This window comes from Pseudomonas sp. HMSC057H01 (assembly GCF_001836405.1).
Classification (GTDB): domain Bacteria; phylum Pseudomonadota; class Gammaproteobacteria; order Pseudomonadales; family Pseudomonadaceae; genus Pseudomonas; species Pseudomonas aeruginosa.
Genome location: NZ_KV828517.1, coordinates 35,946 through 51,513, shown reverse-complemented (window position 1 = coordinate 51,513; position 15,568 = coordinate 35,946). Strand labels below are relative to the sequence as shown.

Genomic DNA, 15,568 nt, shown 5'->3' with positions numbered 1-15,568 from the left:
CGGAGCGCGGGCGAGCGGCGCCCGCCGGCGGCGGGGGCCGGGACCGACGCAAGGTGCGTCGCGGGTTGCTGCGGTGGCGGACGGGAGGGCGGTGCTAGGGGGCGCGTGTCGCCGGTAGACGGAGGCGCGCGGAGGGAGGGTTGCGGGACGACGCGGAGGCGTCTGGGAAAGTCAGGTCCTTTGCCATGGATGCACCGATCGTTGTTCTTGCTGTTTTGGGGCGTCGGTGGGTGCACGGCCGGACTTCGCACCCGTGCGGCATTCTTGGAGGCGCCGGCGCGGGGCGTCCAACGAATTTATGTGGCCGCCGGGGATAGGAAAAGTTGATGGCGAACCGGTGCCGAAGCCCCCTGCCCCGGTACTTTCGCTGGCGCTGCGGCAATCCACCGCACTGGCGCGTTCGCTCGGGCTGGTCTTTGCTCTCCGGGGTCCGGCGGCTCGCCGGCGAGTCTTGCGGTGCGCCGCGAGCGGACGGGCGTTCGGTCCTTCTGCAGGCAAATGCCCTTGTTTTCGGAGAAGGACACGGATCGTTGATCGCTGTTTCGACCAAGGAGGTCAGATGAAAAGGAAGATGCTGGCGGCTTCGCTGCTGCTGTGGATGTTCTCGCTCACGGCGCAGGCGGACTGCGCGGTGCTCGGGCCGGGGGAAGATCCCTGCGCGGGCCCGGTGCTGGGACCGACCGTCTGCGAGTGCCCGTGATGACCGACTGTACCCTCGACCAGGGACAGGGAGCGTTCGATTACCAACCAGGAGGTTGCAAATGAAGAAAGTACTGTTGGCTGTGTTCCTGCTCTGTAGCTTCTCTCTTACCGCCCAGGCCGCGTGCCCGGTTTTCGGCCCATCCGAGGACCCGTGCAGCGGGCCGGTGTTCGGTCCGTCGACCTGCGAATGCCCTTGAGGTAGGTCGTCTGGCGGGCCCGGTGCAGCGGGCCCGCTTCCGGATGGATCGCTCGAAGTTGCCTGCTTTAATTCTCCATTCCCCGCGCCGCCCTACTTTTCCCGCTCGTCCATCGTCGCGTGTCGAACGTTGCCACGAAATCAGCGTCGGTGGACAACTCTTATATTCAATAGTTGTACGCTTTGAGTTTGTTGTAGTCATTTGTTTAGTTGGCTATCAATATGATTGCCGTAAAGCAATTATAAGTTTAATTGAGTTCGCTTTCTAAGTCTTTGGAAAGATCCATGAACGACCCTGTAATATCTGGTTGTAGAACCGCCTAATGATGTTTCAGGATATTTCAGTAATTTTGTAAATTATTGTTTTCCCTTTGTTTTTTTAAAAACAGCTACCAGAGTTAGATGAATATTAATTAACTCGGCCACGTTTTTTCCTGTTCTATCATTGGCCTTCCTTAGGCGCAGGCCTGCCGAAACTGCTTATCTTCAGGTCCTCGAAAAGCTCATACATCGACCGCCTTGGGCGAAGCATTCGTACGCCGGCAATCTGGCCGGCCGCACGGATGTTTTCAGCATGTTCTCTGGATGAGTTTCCCGATAAAACATCAATTAGAGGAGTTTCCCTATGTGCGGTCTCGCGGGTTGGGTGGATTACACGCGCAAGCTCGACGACGAATTTCCGGCGATCTTCGCCATGACCGATACGCTCGCCTTGCGCGGGCCGGATGCCGAGGGCATCTGGAAGCACCGCAACGCCCTGCTGGGTCACCGGCGGCTGGCGGTCATCGACCTCAGCGGCGGCGTGCAGCCGATGTCCTATCGCTTTCCCACCGGCCAGGAGGTCACCCTCGTCTATACCGGCGAGGTGTACAACCACGATGCCCTGCGCGAGCGGTTGCGCCGGGCCGGACATGAGTTCCGCACCCGCAGCGATACCGAGGTGGTCCTGCACGCCTATCTGCAATGGGGCGAGCGTTGTTGCGAGTACCTGACCGGGATGTTCGCCTTCGCCGTCTTCGATGGCCGCGACGGCCACCTGCTGCTGGTGCGCGACCGCTTGGGCATCAAGCCGCTGTATTACGCGCGGCACCGCGAGGGACTGCTGTTCGGCTCGGAGATCAAGTCCATCCTGGCGCATCCGGAATTCGCCGCCAGGCTCGACGCGGTCGGCCTGGTCGACCTCCTGACGCTGTCCCGGGGCACTTCGCAGACGCCATTCCGCGAGGTCCAGGAATTGCTGCCCGGCCACCTGCTGTCCTGGCGTCCCAATTCCCAGGCGAAGTTGCGCCGCTATTGGGAGGTGCGCCGCCAGGAGCATGCCGACGACCTGCAGAGCACCGTGCAGCGCACCCGCGAACTGGTCACCCGCGCCCTGGGGTCGCAATTGCACGCCGACGTTCCGGTGTGTTCGCTGCTATCGGGCGGGCTCGATTCGACCGCCCTGACCGGCATCGCCCAGCGCATCGCGAAGGCGGAGCACGGCGGCGACATCAATTCGTTCTCGGTGGACTTCGTCGGCCAGGCCGAGCAGTTCCGCAGCGACGACCTGCGTCCCGACCAGGACCAGCCGTTCGCCCTGCTGGCCGCGCAGTACATCGGCAGCCGTCACCGCACCGTGCTCATCGACAATGCCGAACTGGTCTGCGAGCGAGCGCGCGAAGAGGTATTCCGGGCCAAGGACGTACCTTTCACCTTCGGCGACATGGATACCTCGCTGCACCTGATGTTCGGCGAGATCCGCCGGCATTCCACGGTGGCCATCTCCGGCGAAGGCGCCGACGAGCTGTTCGGTGGCTACGGCTGGTTCCGCGATCCGCAGGCGGTGGCTGCGGCGCGCTTCCCCTGGGCCTCCAGGGTGCGCCTGCCAGCCGGCTTCATCGACGCCGGTTTCAACCGCCGCTGCGATCTCCTCCAGTACCAGCAGGCCAGCTACGACGATGGGCTGCGCCAGGTCGAACACCTGGCCGGCGACAGCCCGGAGGAGCGGCGGATGCGCGAGTTCAGCCACCTGCATCTGAAGCGCTGGATGGTGCTGCTGCTCGAACGCAAGGATCGCCTGAGCATGTGCAACGGCCTGGAGGTGCGGGTGCCCTACACCGACCATGAGCTGGTGGAGTACGTCTACAACGTGCCCTGGTCGATCAAGAGCCGGGACGGCGAGGAGAAGTGGCTGCTCAAGCGGGCCTGCGCCGACTATGTCCCGGAAGCCGTGCTCAAGCGCCGCAAGAGCCCTTATCCGACTTCTGCCAACCTCGGCTACGAGCGTTTCCTGCGCGGGAGCGTGCGGCGTCTGCTGGAGGACGCGGCGAACCCGGTGTTCGGCATCGTTTCGCGAGAGTTCCTGGCCGCCGAACTGGAGCATCCGGAGGGGTACTTCAACACCCAGGTGAGCCGCCACAACCTGGAGACCGCGCTGGCGCTGGAAGGCTGGCTCAGGTTGTACGGGCTCTCCGCCTGAGCGTGACGCGGGGCGTGGCGGGTTCGGGCTGCTGTCCGGCCCGCCGGCGTCTTCAGGCGTCGGGCATTTCGCCGCGTTCGCCGAGCCCCACCGGCATGCCTTCCACGCCGGCATGGAACAGCAGGGCTTCCACCGGTTCGGCCCCGGCTATCAGGCGATGGATGATGTTCATCAGGCAACCCGCCGCCTCGCCTTCCAGCACCCGCGTGCTCTGGGCTCCGTCGCGGGTCTCCAGGCGCAGTTCGCCCTTGAGCACGTAAAGCGCGCTGGGCATCGGATGGACCTGCCAGTCCAGGCGTTCGTGGGCGGCCAGGCTCAGGCGCTGCACGGTGAGCTGCGGCTGGCCGAGGGGATAGCCGAGGTAGAGCGAGCCGTTCCAGGCGCAGCCGCTGCGCAGCAGGGTTTCGCGGTGCGGACTGGTTGCGGCCGGGAGGTCGCGGCTGGGTGGGAACACATGCACGTGGCTGGGGCGAAGGTCCATCGGGCGTCCTGCGCTTGTCGGTGTTTTTCCTCAGTCAAGCCGGCTTTCACCGCCTGCTCCACTGCCGCTTCTGCTAGGCGGCAGCGGGCCATCAAGGAGGCGGTTGGTTCATCGCAGGCGGCGGCTTTCTCCTTTTAGCCTCGGCGCATCGGCGGATAACGCTGCGCGTTATGCGCCCTACGACTTCCCGATGAGAGGCGATGCCTTCTCAAGCCTCGCGGATGAACCGCACGGGTACCCGCTCGGTCAGCCAGACGCCGTTCTCCGCCTGGTGGAATAGGTGCCCGGCCAGATGCATGTCGCGCGCGTCGATTTCCAGCAGAACCGGGCTGCCGTAGCGGCGGCCGACTTCCAAGGCGGTGGCGCGGCGGGCGGAGAGATGGACGTGGTGGCGGCTGCCGGGGACCAGGCCGCGCTCGCGGATGGAGTCGAGGAAGCGGCTGGCGGTGCCGTGGTAGAGCACTGCGGGCGGGACCGCGGGGGCGTAGGCGATGGCCACCGCGGCATGCGAGTGGCCTTGCACGGCGCGGATGCGCTGGCCATCGGCGGAGAGGGCGAAGCGCTTCTTGTCGTTGTTCTCGACCACCGCGCCGAGCAGCGCGCGGTCGAGGGCGCGGCCGTCCCGCGCCGCGCCGGCGATCAGGGCGTCGATGTCGGCCCAGCCTTCGCCGTCCAGCTTCAGGCCGATGGCCTCGGGCTGGTGGCGAAGGACATAGCTGAGGAACTTGCTGGTGTCGTCGAGGGTTTTCCGATCCATTCCATGGTCCTTGTGCGTGCCATCCCGGCGCGGGAACCTCAGGCGCCGCCGAGGAAGTCCATCTTGCCCAGTTCGACGCCGTTGTGGCGGAGGATGGCGTAGGCGGTGGTGACGTGGAAGAAGAAGTTGGGCAGGGCGAAGCCGAAGAGGAAGTCGCGGCCGTTGAAGCTGATCTCCTGGCCGCGCACCTTGAGGGTCACGTTGCGCTCTTCGGCGCCGTCCAGTTGTTCCTCGCGGATGCCCTCGAGGAACTCGACGGTGCGGGCGATGCGTGCCTGGAGTTCGTCGAAGGTGGTTTCCGTATCCGCGTAGCTCGGCACTTCCAGCCCGGCCAGCCGCGCGCCGGCGCCCTTGGCGGCGTCGCTGGCGATCTGCACCTGGCGCGCCAGGGGGAACATGTCCGGCGCCAGCCGGGCGTCGATGAAGATGCGCGGATCGATGTTCTTCGCTTCGGCGTGGGCGGCGGCTTTCTTCAGGATCGCCGAGAGGTTGCCGAGAGTGCGCAGGAAGGTCGGGATCGAAGCCTGGTAGATCGACAGGGACATGGACGTGCTCCAGACAGGGGATAAAGGTGCGTCGAAGGCGGCGCGTCCAGCAGTCTACCCGGCTTTCACGCCAGCGCCAGGGGGCCCGCCTCGTCCCAGTGCGGATCGGCCGCCATCCGTTCGACCAGGAAGTCCAGCAGCGCCCGCAGCGCCGGCGGCATCTGCCGGCGCGAGGCGTACACCGCGTGGATGCCGAGCACCTGCGGCGACCACTCCGGCAGCAGCGCCACCAGGCGTCCGCTACGGATCAGCGGGGCTGCCGAGTACAGCGGCTGCTGGCTGATCCCGGCACCGGCGGCGGCGGCCTCCAGCAGCACGGTGGATTCGTTGGCGCTGAGACTGCCACCCACCGGCACGCTGGTCGGCTCGCCGTCGCGCTCGAACTGCCAGAGACTGCGGCCGAAGTAGGAGTAGGTCAGGCAGTTGTGCAGCGCCAGGTCCTCCGGGCGCCGCGGGGTGCCGTGGCCGCGCAGGTAGTCCGGCGCGGCGCAGATCACCGAGCGGCATTCGCCGAGGCGGCGGGCGATCAGGTTGGGGTCGAGCTGGTTGGCGATGCGCAGGGCCAGGTCGATGCGCTCCTCCACCAGGTTGACCACCTGGCTGTTGACCTGCAGGTCGATGGCGGTGCCCGGGTAGCGCTCGACGAAGGCGGCGGCGGCACGGGTCAGCCAGGCCTGGGCGAAGGACAGGCTGCTGGTGATGCGCAGGGTGCCGCGCGGGCTGTCGCGGCGGGTCTGGCCGGTGGCCTGCATGGCGTCGGCCACGGCGAGCATCTCGCGGCACTGCGGCAACAGCTCCGCGCCGGCGTCGGTCAGGCTCAGGCGGCGGGTGCTGCGGTGCAGCAGGCGTGCGCCGACCCACTCCTCCAACTCGGCGAGGTAGCGCGAGACCATCGCCCGGGACATGTCCAGACGCTCGGCGGCGGCGGTCTGGCTGCCGCTGTCGATGACCTCGACGAAGACGCGGGTGGCGGTCAGGCGGTCCATGATTCGCTCGATCCATGCAACAAAGCTGTGATTATTGCGGGGCTTTTTGCGCGCTTTCAAGCAACTAACATGGCAAGCCTCTGATCCCACTGCCTGGAGAACCGCTCATGTCGCGCCATGGATTGCTTCGTTCCCTGTTCGCCGCCGCCGCCCTGCTGGGTGCCGCCGGCGTCTTCGCCGCCAGCGCCGAACCGCTGCGGCTGGAGGTCTACAACCCCGGCGAGAAGGCGATCTTCGCCGTGTCCTCGGAACTGCTGGTGGGCCAGCGCGAGGCGATGCTGATCGACGCGCAGTTCTCCCGCGCCGACGCCGAGCAACTGGTCAAGCGTATCCAGGCCAGCGGCAAGACCCTCAGCACTATCTACATCAGCCACGGCGACCCGGACTTCTACTTCGGCCTCGACGTGCTGAAGGCCGCCTTCCCCGAGGCGAAGATCCTCGCGACGGCGCAGACCGTCGCACACATCCAGGCGACCAAGGACGCCAAGCTGGCCTACTGGGGGCCGATCCTCAAGGACAACGCGCCGACGTCGCTGGTGGTGCCGGAGCCGCTGAAGGGCGACCAGTTGAAGCTGGAAGGCCATGCCCTGAAGGTGGTCGACCTGAAGGGGCCGAGCCCGGACCGCACGGTGCTGTGGATTCCGTCGCTGAAGACGGTGGTTGGTGGCGTGCTGGTGGAATCCGGTTCGCACGTCTGGACCGCCGATACCCAGACCCAGGCCTCGCGCCAGGCCTGGGTGGCGATGCTCGACCGGATCGAGGCGCTGCAACCGCGGCGCGTGGTGCCCGGCCATTTCACCGGCGAGGAGCCGAAGGGCCTGGACGGCGTGCGCTTCACCCGAGACTACCTGAAGGCCCTGGAAGCCGAACTGCCCAAGGCCAGGGATTCCGCCGCGCTGGTCGAGGCGATGAAGCGCCGCTACCCGAACCTGCCGGGCGAGGAAGGCCTGGAGCTGAGCGCCAAGGTGCTCAAGGGCGAGATGCAGTGGCCCTGAGCCGCGCCCGCCGATAGCCGCTGATCGAGGCGTCCCCTGCGGGGCGTCTCGTGGAGACCGAGATGAACGACCTCACCCTGCATTACCTCTACGATCCGCTCTGCGGCTGGTGCTACGGCGCCTCGCCGCTGCTCGCCGCCGCCCGCGAGGTGACGGGTCTGGACGTACGCCTGCATGGCGGCGGCATGATGACCGATGCCAACCGCCAGCCGGTCGGCGCCGGTCTGCGCCACTACGTGATGCCCCATGACCTGCGGATCGCCCAACTGACCGGCCAGCCGTTCGGCAAGGACTACTTCGACGGCCTGCTGCGCGACACCAGCGCGGTATTCGACTCGGCCCCGCCGACCGCCGCCGTGCTTGCCGCCGAAGCGCTCGACGGCCTCGGCGCGGCGATGCTGGCGCGGATCCAGCGTGCCCACTACGTCGAGGGCCGGCGTATCGCCGAGCGTCCGGTGCTGCTCGAGCTGGGTGCCGAACTGGGGCTTGGCGAGGGCTTCGCCGAGGCGTTCGACGCCTGCTCCGGCGAGCCGCTGCGCGCGCACTTCGCCGACAGTCGGCGGCTGATGAACCGTCTCGGCGCCGCTGGCTTCCCGACCTTCGCCCTGGAGCGCGACGGCCGCCTGCAGGTGCTCGACACCGGGCGCTACCTCGGCCAGCCGGACGACTGGCGGGCTTTCCTCGAAACGCAGCTGCGCCTTGCCGGCGGCAGCGGTGCCTTGGGCGGGGCCGCGGCGCCGCTCTGCCGCATCGACGGTTGCGCCTGAATCCCGCCGCCGCGCAAGCGGACTGAACTTGTCCGGCTGCGTCGTCCTCCCATGTAGACATGCCCGCTCGCCGACGCGAGCGGATGTCCATCCACAGCTCCGGAGGAGTCGACATGAAGAAGACGGCATCGGCGGTCTGGCAAGGCGGCCTGAAAGACGGCAAGGGCACCCTTTCCACCGAAAGCGGCGCGCTCAAGGACAACCCCTATGGCTTCAATACCCGCTTCGAGGGCGCACCGGGAACCAACCCGGAAGAGCTGATCGGCGCGGCCCACGCCGGCTGCTTCAGCATGGCCCTGTCGATGATGCTCGGCGAGGCCGGCCTGACCGCCGAACGTATCGAGACCCGCGCCGAGGTCACCCTCGACAAGCAGTCCGACGGTTTCGCCATCACTGCCGTGCACCTGGTGCTCAGGGCGCGCGTGCCGGGGGCGGACGCGCAGACCTTCGAGCAGATCGCCAACAAGGCCAAGGCCGGTTGCCCGGTATCCAAGGTGCTCAACGCGAAGATCAGCCTGGACGCCAGCCTCGACGGCTGAGCGGAACGCTTCCCCAGCCCGGCGAACTGGCCCTGGCCTGCCGCAGTCGAATGCGGCAGGATGCGCTGCGCAGCACTCGGCTGCCAGGCATCGACGAGGAGTGACGGGTCATGAAAACCATCGGGCTGGGGATTGCCACCTTGCTGTTCAGCGCCACGGCGCTGGCCGCGCCGAAGCCGTGCGAGGAACTCAAGGCGGAGATCGAGACCAAGATCCAGTCGGCCGGGGTGACCTCCTACACCCTGGAGATCGTGCGCAACGACGAAGTCAGCGACCCGAACATGGTGGTCGGCAGTTGCGAGAACGGCACCAAGAAGATCATCTACCAGAAGAACGACGACTGAGCCGCTGCGTTTCAGTACGGCGGGCAGCGGCTGGTCTGGAAGTTCGAACGGGCGACCACCTCGCCACGCTCGTCGCTCAGTAGCGCCAGCGCCCTGCGCAATTGCGGGCGCACCTCCAGGCGATAGCGCCGGCCCGCCTCGAAGCCGTCATAGACCACCTGCTGGTAGCAGTTGATCTGCACCGGCTCGCCGAAGCCGCCGCCCCCGCCGCCGGAACCGCCATAGAGTTCGTACTGGAAGCGCACCTCCAGCACATGGCGTCCCGGAGTGACCTGGAAGTAGCGCCCGTCGCTCAACCGCTCGCCGTCCAGGCGCTCGGCCAGCAGGGTGTTGGCCGGCGCGCTGCGCAGCTCGACCCAGGCCATCTGCGGGTCCGGCTGCGGCAGCGGTCCGGCGCAGCCGGCGAGGAGCAGCAGCGCGAGCGGGACGAGACGGGTGAGTGGACGCATGGGGCGGGCTCCGGAGGGCGTTCAGCTCCTAGCATAGCGCCCTCGCCTTGCGCCGTTCAGACCTTCGCGCAGCGCCCCTCGCGGCCGCGCGCCAATTCCCTGTTGTCCTGGTCGTAGAGCTTCGCCCAGGGACGGAAGCCGATGTGCCCGGCCTCCAGGCGGTAGCGCTGGCCGGCGCTGAAGTCCTTGAACTTGAGGTTGAGCTGGCAATCGCGCCAGAGCGGGCTGTCCACGGGGCCGATGTTGGTCGGGTCGACGGTGAACTGGTAGCGCACCGTGAGTTCGCGGGTGCCGGGATCGACCTCGAAGTAGCGCGTGCGGTCCCAGCTCTTGTCGTCGACTTCCACGGCGGCGAGATCGGCGTCGGGCTGGGTATCGAGGTCGACCCAGGCGCGGTTCGGGTCGGGGGTGGGCATCAGCAGTGAGCAGCCGCTCAGGACGAGCAGGCCACCGGCAAGCAGCAGCGTACGCATAGAAGACTCCGAAGCTCCTTTAACCCGGCCGCCATCCGTCGCGCCTTGGAAAAACGCCTTGCGTTCCTCCGCCTCGCCGGATCGCGGACCGGTGCTGGTAGGGCGGCGGGCGGTCCGCGTGCTGTGCTATGTTCCGCCCATGCCACGCCGCCTTCGCCATCCGCTTGCTGACCTTCGACTGCCCCGTTGGGTTCCCTGCCTGGCGCTGTTGGCGCTGAGCGGTTGCTCGACCGTCTCCTACTACGGGCAACTGGCCAGCGGCCAGTTCGCCCTGCTGCGCGCCCGCGAGCCGGCCGCCGCGGTGATCGCCGACCCGCAGCGCGACGCGCGCTTGCGCGAACGCCTGGCGAAGGCGGAAAAGGCCCGGCAATTCGCCAGCGAACGCCTCGGCCTGCCGGACAACCGCAGCTATCGCCTGTACGCCGATATCGGCCGGCCCTACGTGGTATGGAACGTGTTCGCCACCCCGGAGCTGTCGCTGCAGCCGGTCACCCATTGCTTCCCCATCGCCGGCTGCGTGGCCTACCGCGGCTACTACAGCGAGGCCGCCGCGCGCGCCGAGGCGGCGCGCCAGCGGGCGCTCGGCGACGACGTTTACGTCGGCGGGGTGCAGGCCTACTCGACCCTCGGCTGGTTCGACGATCCGATCCTCAGCAGCATGCTGCGCTGGGACGACGAACGGCTGGCGACCTTGATCTTTCACGAACTGGCGCACCAGAAGTTCTACCTGCGCGACGACACCGCCTTCAACGAATCCTTCGCCACCTTCGTCGAACAGGAAGGTACCCGCCAGTGGCGCGAGTATCGTGGACTGCCGCCGGCGGACGGCCGCGAGGAGAAGCGCCGCGAGCAGTTCACCGCGCTGGTCCTGGCCAGTCGTGCGCGCCTCGAAGCACTCTATGCCGGGCCGTTGGACGATGCCGCCAAGCGTGCCGGCAAGGCTGCCGAATTCCAGCGCCTGCGCCGCGAGTATACGGCGCTGAGCCAGCGCGAATGGGGCGGCGAGTCGCCGTTCAAGGCCTGGATCGACGCGCCGTTCAACAATGCCAAGCTGCTTCCCTTCGGCCTCTACGACCAATGGGTGGCGGCGTTCGCCGCGCTGTTCCGCCAGGTCGGCGGCAACTGGCCGGCGTTCTATGCGCGGGTCCGTGCCCTTGGCCAGCTCCCCCTGGCAGAGCGCCAGGCGGCGTTGCAGCGGCTGGCCGCCGCAGCGCCCTGACGCCTGCTCAGGCGGCGAGCTGGTCGGCGTAGCACCAGCGCGTGGCCAGCCGGCCGATCGGCCAGAGCAGCGCCAACAGGCCGACGCCGAGCAGCGCCACCAGCAGCGTATAGCCGATGCCAGCGGGCGCCAGGCCGAGGATCATCAGCAGCGCCAGCCCCCCGCCGACCGCCAGCAGCGCCACGCTCCAGAGCAGCATGGCGACCACCGCGAGCAGCAGCGCGCGGCCGGCGGCGAAGCGCTGCAGGCGCGCCGGCAGGCGCGTGCAGACGGCACCGAAGAGCAGCGCCGCGGGCAACGCCACGCCGCTCAGGTACAGGCCGTATAGCCAAGGCTCGTCGTAGCGCAGCAGGGCGTAGGGAAGGAACTGCATCAGCTTGAAGCACAGCGTGGCGAAACACAGCGCGGCGCCCAGGGCGACCTGCCAGGCAGCGACGCGGGCTTCTTCCCCTTCGGCCAGGCGCGGCGAGTTCACCCGGCTGCCGAGCAGCACCAGCCCCAACGGCAGCAGGCTGCCCAGGAGCAGGTAGACCCAGCTCATCGCTTCGTTGAACGCCATCAGCCAGACGCCGTAGCTGGATTGCGCCGTCACCCACTGGTAGAACGGCAGCGTCAGCGGTGCCAGGCCGATCCCGGCGAGCATGCCGCAGACCAGGTTGAGTAGGCCGTAGCCGATCAGCAGCAGCGCCAGCGGGCGGAACTCGACGAGCTGCCGCTTCTCGCGGTAGGCATGCAGCACCAGCAGGTTGGCCGCCGCGTAGAACACCAGGCCGGTGAACCAGTGCGGCGCCATCAGTTGCAGGTGCTCGGAGAAACGCTGGCGGATCTCGCCGATGTCGTTGTACCACTGGATGCCCAGGCTCACGGCGAAGGACAGGCAGGTGACCAGCGCCAGCACCGCGATGAACGCATAGGGCTGGGTGGTGGCGGGCACCTCTCTGGCCGGCGGCTGCACCGGGGCGGTGGGGGTGGCGAAGGGATTGTCGGTCATGTCAGGCGTCCTTGTCTGAAACGGAGCATGGGTCAGTGGGATTCCAATACCTGCCGCAGGGCGGCGAGGTCGGCGCAGTAATGGGTCGGCTGGTGCGCGCGCAGTTCGTCTTCGCTGCCGAAGCCGTAGCCGACGCCGATGCAGGCGACACCGTTGCGGCTGGCGCCGAGCAGGTCGTGCATGCGGTCGCCGATCATCAGGCAATGCTCCGCTGCCAGGCCTTCGCTGTCGAGCAGATGGCGGATCAGTTCGTCCTTGTGCGTGCGCGTGCCGTCCAGCTCGCTGCCGTAGATCGCCTTGAAGTGACGGTCGAAGGCGAAGTGGCGGGCGATCTCGCGGGCGAACACGCCGGGCTTGCTGGTCGCGACGTAGAGCGTGTGGCCGCGTCCGACCAGGGCTTCGAGCAGCTCGGGAATGCCGTCGAACACGCGGTTCTCGTAGAGACCGGTGACCCTGAAGCGCTCGCGGTAGTGGTTCACCGCCTCCCAGGCGCGCGCTTCGTCGAAGCCGTAGGTCTGCATGAAGCACTGCAACAGCGGGGGGCCGATGAAGTGTTCCAGGCGCGCCAGGTCCGGCTCGTCGATGCCCAGGCGGGCGAGGGCGAACTGCACCGAGCGGGTGATGCCCTCGCGCGGGTCGGTGAGGGTGCCGTCGAGATCGAAGAGGATGTTCGGGTAGCGCAGCGTGGCGTCACGCATGGTAGTCCTCGGCGATGTGCAGGTCCTTGAGCTTCACGTAGTTGCCGGCGGTGTAGGTGAAGAAGCCGCGCTCCTTGTCGCTCAGCGGACGGGCCTTCTTCGCCGGGCTGCCGACGTAGAGGAAGCCGCTCTCCAGCACCTTGCCCGGCGGCACCAGGCTGCCGGCGCCGAGGATCACTTGGTCCTCGATCACCGCGCCGTCCATGACGATCGAGCCCATCCCCACCAGCACCCGGTTGCCGATGCTGCAACCGTGCAGCAGGACCTTGTGCCCGACGGTCACTTCGTCGCCGATGCTCAGCGGAAAACCGTCCGGGTTGAAGGGGCCGGCGTGGGTGATGTGCAGCACGCTGCCGTCCTGGATGCTGCTGCGCTGGCCGATGCGGATGCGGTGCATGTCGCCGCGGATCACCACCAGCGGCCAGACCGAGCTGTCGGCGCCGATCTCGATGTCGCCGACGAGCACGGCCGAGGGATCGACGAAGACCCGCTCGCCGAGCAGTGGCGTTTTGCCCTGGTAGGAACGAATGGTCACGATAGTTTTCCTCAGGCTGCGGATGCCGCCGATTGTATTTAAGATGGTCGGGTATTTCCTTAGCCAAGGTTGCCAACGTGAGCGCGAATCCCCTTCTGCAGGCCTACGACCTGCCGCCTTTCTCCTCCATTCGCCCGGAACACGTGAAGCCGGCCATCGAGCGGATCCTCGCCGATAACCGCGCCGCCATCGCCCGCCTGCTGGAAACCCAGCGCGAGCAGCCGACCTGGAAGGGCCTGGTGCTGGCGATGGACGAACTCAACGACCGTCTGGGCGCCGCCTGGAGTCCGGTCAGCCACCTCAACGCGGTGTGCAACAGCGCCGAGCTGCGCGAGGCCTACGAGGCCTGTCTGCCGGAGCTGTCGGCCTACTCCACCGAGCTGGGGCAGAACCGCGCCCTGTTCGAGGCCTACGAGGCGCTGGCGAAGAGCCCCGAGGCGGCCGGCTTCGACGTGGCCCAGAAAACCATCCTCGAACACGCCCTGCGCGACTTCCGCCTGTCCGGCATCGACTTGCCGGCGGACAAGCAGAAGCGCTATGCCGAGGTGCAGTCGCGCCTGTCCGAGCTGGGTAGCCGTTTCTCCAACCAGCTGCTCGACGCCACCCAGGCCTGGACCAAGCATGTCACCGACGAAGCCGCGCTGGCCGGCCTGACCGATTCGGCCAAGGCCCAGATGAAGCAGGCCGCCGAGGCCAAGGGCCTGGACGGCTGGCTGATCAGCCTGGAGTTCCCCAGCTACTACGCGGTGATGACCTATGCCGATGACCGCGCCCTGCGCGAAGAGGTATACGCCGCCTACTGCACCCGCGCCTCCGACCAGGGCCCGAACGCCGGGCAGAACGACAACGGTCCGGTGATGGAAGAGATCCTCGACCTGCGCCAGGAGCTGGCCGGCCTGCTCGGCTTCGCCAACTACGCCGAGCTGTCGCTGGCGACCAAGATGGCCGAGTCCAGCGACCAGGTGCTCAGCTTCCTCCGCGACCTGGCGGTGCGCAGCAAGCCGTTCGCCGCCCGCGACCTGGAGCAGCTGCGCGCCTACGCCGCCGAGCAGGGCTGCACCGAATTGCAGAGCTGGGACGCCGGCTACTACGCCGAGAAACTCCGCGAGGCGCGCTACAGCGTGTCCCAGGAGGCGCTGCGTGCCTACTTCCCGGTGGACAAGGTGCTTTCCGGCCTGTTCGCCATTGTCGAGCGCCTCTACGGCATCCAGATCCGCGAACTGCACGATTTCGAGCGCTGGCACGCCGACGTACGCCTGTTCGAGATCCTCGAGAACGGCGAGCACGTCGGCCGCTTCTACTTCGACCTCTATGCCCGCGCCAACAAGCGCGGCGGTGCCTGGATGGACGGCGCCCGCGACCGCCGGCGCGACGCCCAGGGCCGGCTGATCGACCCGGTGGCCTACCTGGTGTGCAACTTCACCCCGGCGGTGAACGGCAAGCCGGCGCTGCTGACCCACGACGAGGTCACTACCCTGTTCCACGAGTTCGGCCATGGCCTGCACCACCTGCTGACCCGCGTCGAGCATGCCGCCGCCTCGGGGATCAACGGGGTGGCCTGGGACGCCGTCGAGCTGCCCAGCCAGTTCATGGAGAACTGGTGCTGGGAACCGGAAGGCCTGGCGCTGATCTCCGCCCAATACGAGACCGGCGAGGCGCTGCCGCAGGACCTGCTGGAGAAGATGCTGGCGGCGAAGAACTTCCAGTCCGGGATGATGATGGTCCGCCAGCTGGAGTTCTCCCTCTTCGACTTCGAGCTGCACGCTACCCACGGCGACGGCCGCAGCGTGCTGCAGGTACTCGAGGGCATCCGCGACGAAGTGGCGGTGATGCGTCCGCCGGCGTACAACCGCTTCGCCAACAGCTTCGCGCACATCTTCGCCGGCGGCTACGCGGCCGGTTACTACAGCTACAAGTGGGCCGAGGTGCTGTCCGCCGATGCCTTCTCGCGTTTCGAGGAAGAAGGCGTGTTCAACCCCGATACCGGGCGTGCCTTCCGCGAGGCGATCCTGGCCCGCGGCGGCTCCCGCGAGCCGATGCTGTTGTTCGTCGACTTCCGCGGTCGCGAGCCGTCCATCGACGCCCTGCTGCGTCACTCCGGGCTGGTCGGGGAGGCCGCATGAGCCCGGCGATCACCAGGAAGCGCTTCATCGCCGGGGCGGTCTGCCCGGCGTGCAGCGAACAGGACAAGATCCAGATGTGGGAAGAGGACGGCGTGCCGCACCGCGAATGCGTGGCCTGCGGCTACGCCGACACGCTCAACGCCCAGGGCCAGTCGATCCCGAAGGAGCTGGGTACGCGGGTCAACCAGAACGCGCCGAAGCCGGCCAACCCGAAGGTGCAGTCGGTGCAGTTCTTCCCCAATCCCAAGCTGAAGAAGAAGCCCGACGCCTGACCGCTCGCCGCCGACCGGCGGCGATGGCTGTGGGCCGG

At 67.5% G+C, this 15,568-nt stretch carries 18 protein-coding genes; 9 read left to right on the top strand and 9 right to left on the bottom strand.

The window, feature by feature from the left end; genetic code table 11:
• The first annotated feature begins 559 nt into the window (after positions 1-559).
• Both HMPREF2581_RS28900 and asnB read left to right on the top strand, forming a co-directional pair.
• The gene (locus HMPREF2581_RS28900) at positions 560-700 is read left to right on the top strand and encodes a PA0050 family protein (RefSeq protein ID WP_003083582.1); all 141 of its coding nucleotides are present in this window, start codon (positions 560-562) and stop codon (positions 698-700) included.
• 823 nt (positions 701-1,523) lie between these two features.
• The gene (gene asnB / locus HMPREF2581_RS28895) at positions 1,524-3,356 is read left to right on the top strand and encodes an asparagine synthase (glutamine-hydrolyzing) (RefSeq protein ID WP_003111526.1); all 1,833 of its coding nucleotides are present in this window, start codon (positions 1,524-1,526) and stop codon (positions 3,354-3,356) included.
• 52 nt (positions 3,357-3,408) lie between these two features.
• Here the strand turns inward: asnB and HMPREF2581_RS28890 are convergent, their stop codons facing one another.
• From HMPREF2581_RS28890 to osaR, 4 genes are all read right to left on the bottom strand, one after another.
• On the bottom strand, positions 3,409-3,837 hold the full coding sequence (locus HMPREF2581_RS28890; protein ID WP_003083588.1) for a cupin domain-containing protein: 429 nt from the start codon (positions 3,835-3,837) through the stop codon (positions 3,409-3,411).
• Between the two features lie 208 nt (positions 3,838-4,045).
• Positions 4,046-4,594: an RNA 2'-phosphotransferase gene (locus HMPREF2581_RS28885; RefSeq protein WP_003136950.1), complete on the bottom strand. Its 549-nt coding sequence runs from the start codon at positions 4,592-4,594 to the stop codon at positions 4,046-4,048.
• A gap of 38 nt (positions 4,595-4,632) precedes the next feature.
• Positions 4,633-5,139 carry a DUF1993 domain-containing protein gene (locus HMPREF2581_RS28880; protein WP_003083593.1) on the bottom strand — a complete coding sequence of 169 codons (507 nt, stop codon included), beginning with the start codon at positions 5,137-5,139 and terminating at the stop codon, positions 4,633-4,635.
• 65 nt (positions 5,140-5,204) lie between these two features.
• The gene (gene osaR, locus HMPREF2581_RS28875) at positions 5,205-6,125 is read right to left on the bottom strand and encodes an oxidative stress response transcriptional regulator OsaR (protein WP_003128174.1); all 921 of its coding nucleotides are present in this window, start codon (positions 6,123-6,125) and stop codon (positions 5,205-5,207) included.
• Between the two features lie 107 nt (positions 6,126-6,232).
• On the opposite strand from osaR, the gene HMPREF2581_RS28870 reads away from it, so the two are divergent.
• The 4 genes from HMPREF2581_RS28870 to HMPREF2581_RS28855 all read left to right on the top strand — a co-directional run bounded on the left by HMPREF2581_RS28870 (position 6,233) and on the right by HMPREF2581_RS28855 (position 8,770).
• Positions 6,233-7,120: an MBL fold metallo-hydrolase gene (locus tag HMPREF2581_RS28870; RefSeq protein WP_003083599.1), complete on the top strand. Its 888-nt coding sequence runs from the start codon at positions 6,233-6,235 to the stop codon at positions 7,118-7,120.
• A 62-nt stretch (positions 7,121-7,182) separates the two neighbouring features.
• Positions 7,183-7,887 (top strand): disulfide reductase DsbM, encoded by a 705-nt coding sequence (gene dsbM, locus HMPREF2581_RS28865; protein ID WP_003136951.1) that lies wholly within the window; start codon positions 7,183-7,185, stop codon positions 7,885-7,887.
• Between the two features lie 83 nt (positions 7,888-7,970).
• On the top strand, positions 7,971-8,426 hold the full coding sequence (locus HMPREF2581_RS28860) for an OsmC family protein (protein WP_003118563.1): 456 nt from the start codon (positions 7,971-7,973) through the stop codon (positions 8,424-8,426).
• Between the two features lie 110 nt (positions 8,427-8,536).
• Positions 8,537-8,770, top strand: coding sequence for a DUF1161 domain-containing protein (locus HMPREF2581_RS28855; protein WP_003114662.1), 234 nt, complete (start codon positions 8,537-8,539; stop codon positions 8,768-8,770).
• Positions 8,771-8,781: 11 nt separating this feature from the next.
• On the opposite strand, the gene HMPREF2581_RS28850 is transcribed toward HMPREF2581_RS28855, so the two are convergent.
• Positions 8,782-9,219: a PA0061/PA0062 family lipoprotein gene (locus HMPREF2581_RS28850; RefSeq protein ID WP_003083612.1), complete on the bottom strand. Its 438-nt coding sequence runs from the start codon at positions 9,217-9,219 to the stop codon at positions 8,782-8,784.
• A gap of 56 nt (positions 9,220-9,275) precedes the next feature.
• A complete protein-coding gene (locus HMPREF2581_RS28845; protein ID WP_003083614.1) occupies positions 9,276-9,692 on the bottom strand; it encodes a PA0061/PA0062 family lipoprotein in 417 nt (138 codons plus the stop codon).
• 91 nt (positions 9,693-9,783) lie between these two features.
• On the opposite strand from HMPREF2581_RS28845, the gene HMPREF2581_RS28840 reads away from it, so the two are divergent.
• The gene (locus HMPREF2581_RS28840; protein WP_003136953.1) at positions 9,784-10,911 is read left to right on the top strand and encodes an aminopeptidase; all 1,128 of its coding nucleotides are present in this window, start codon (positions 9,784-9,786) and stop codon (positions 10,909-10,911) included.
• A gap of 7 nt (positions 10,912-10,918) precedes the next feature.
• On the opposite strand, the gene HMPREF2581_RS28835 is transcribed toward HMPREF2581_RS28840, so the two are convergent.
• From HMPREF2581_RS28835 to HMPREF2581_RS28825, 3 genes are read right to left on the bottom strand one after another with little or no spacing between them, the layout of a single operon-like run.
• The gene (locus HMPREF2581_RS28835; RefSeq protein ID WP_003114660.1) at positions 10,919-11,902 is read right to left on the bottom strand and encodes a hypothetical protein; all 984 of its coding nucleotides are present in this window, start codon (positions 11,900-11,902) and stop codon (positions 10,919-10,921) included.
• Positions 11,903-11,934: 32 nt separating this feature from the next.
• Positions 11,935-12,600, bottom strand: coding sequence for an HAD family hydrolase (locus HMPREF2581_RS28830; protein ID WP_003106611.1), 666 nt, complete (start codon positions 12,598-12,600; stop codon positions 11,935-11,937).
• Complete coding sequence (locus HMPREF2581_RS28825) at positions 12,593-13,135, bottom strand: gamma carbonic anhydrase family protein (protein ID WP_003106612.1); 543 nt, start codon at positions 13,133-13,135, stop codon at positions 12,593-12,595. The genes HMPREF2581_RS28830 and HMPREF2581_RS28825 overlap by 8 nt, the downstream gene beginning before the upstream one ends.
• Before the next feature lie 77 nt (positions 13,136-13,212).
• Here HMPREF2581_RS28825 and prlC point away from each other — a divergent pair, with 77 nt between their 5' ends.
• Both prlC and HMPREF2581_RS28815 read left to right on the top strand, forming a co-directional pair.
• Positions 13,213-15,258, top strand: coding sequence for an oligopeptidase A (gene prlC, locus HMPREF2581_RS28820; protein ID WP_003136955.1), 2,046 nt, complete (start codon positions 13,213-13,215; stop codon positions 15,256-15,258).
• A complete protein-coding gene (locus tag HMPREF2581_RS28815; RefSeq protein ID WP_003083624.1) occupies positions 15,255-15,530 on the top strand; it encodes a YheV family putative zinc ribbon protein in 276 nt (91 codons plus the stop codon). The genes prlC and HMPREF2581_RS28815 overlap by 4 nt, the downstream gene beginning before the upstream one ends.
• Positions 15,531-15,568 lie beyond the last annotated feature (38 nt).

What these genes read in the sequence shown, in the direction of transcription:
- HMPREF2581_RS28860 (WP_003118563.1), top strand. Translation starts at nt 7,971, where the DNA reads ATGTCCATCCACAGCTCCGGAGGAGTCGACATGAAGAAGACGGCATCG.
- asnB (WP_003111526.1), top strand. Translation starts at nt 1,524, where the DNA reads ATGTGCGGTCTCGCGGGTTGGGTGGATTACACGCGCAAGCTCGACGAC.
- HMPREF2581_RS28880 (WP_003083593.1), bottom strand. Translation starts at nt 5,139, where the DNA reads ATGTCCCTGTCGATCTACCAGGCTTCGATCCCGACCTTCCTGCGCACT.
- dsbM (WP_003136951.1), top strand. Translation starts at nt 7,183, where the DNA reads ATGAACGACCTCACCCTGCATTACCTCTACGATCCGCTCTGCGGCTGG.
- HMPREF2581_RS28870 (WP_003083599.1), top strand. Translation starts at nt 6,233, where the DNA reads ATGTCGCGCCATGGATTGCTTCGTTCCCTGTTCGCCGCCGCCGCCCTG.
- HMPREF2581_RS28815 (WP_003083624.1), top strand. Translation starts at nt 15,255, where the DNA reads ATGAGCCCGGCGATCACCAGGAAGCGCTTCATCGCCGGGGCGGTCTGC.
- osaR (WP_003128174.1), bottom strand. Translation starts at nt 6,125, where the DNA reads ATGGACCGCCTGACCGCCACCCGCGTCTTCGTCGAGGTCATCGACAGC.
- HMPREF2581_RS28830 (WP_003106611.1), bottom strand. Translation starts at nt 12,600, where the DNA reads ATGCGTGACGCCACGCTGCGCTACCCGAACATCCTCTTCGATCTCGAC.
- HMPREF2581_RS28835 (WP_003114660.1), bottom strand. Translation starts at nt 11,902, where the DNA reads ATGACCGACAATCCCTTCGCCACCCCCACCGCCCCGGTGCAGCCGCCG.
- HMPREF2581_RS28855 (WP_003114662.1), top strand. Translation starts at nt 8,537, where the DNA reads ATGAAAACCATCGGGCTGGGGATTGCCACCTTGCTGTTCAGCGCCACG.
- HMPREF2581_RS28850 (WP_003083612.1), bottom strand. Translation starts at nt 9,219, where the DNA reads ATGCGTCCACTCACCCGTCTCGTCCCGCTCGCGCTGCTGCTCCTCGCC.
- HMPREF2581_RS28885 (WP_003136950.1), bottom strand. Translation starts at nt 4,594, where the DNA reads ATGGATCGGAAAACCCTCGACGACACCAGCAAGTTCCTCAGCTATGTC.
- HMPREF2581_RS28845 (WP_003083614.1), bottom strand. Translation starts at nt 9,692, where the DNA reads ATGCGTACGCTGCTGCTTGCCGGTGGCCTGCTCGTCCTGAGCGGCTGC.
- HMPREF2581_RS28900 (WP_003083582.1), top strand. Translation starts at nt 560, where the DNA reads ATGAAAAGGAAGATGCTGGCGGCTTCGCTGCTGCTGTGGATGTTCTCG.
- HMPREF2581_RS28890 (WP_003083588.1), bottom strand. Translation starts at nt 3,837, where the DNA reads ATGGACCTTCGCCCCAGCCACGTGCATGTGTTCCCACCCAGCCGCGAC.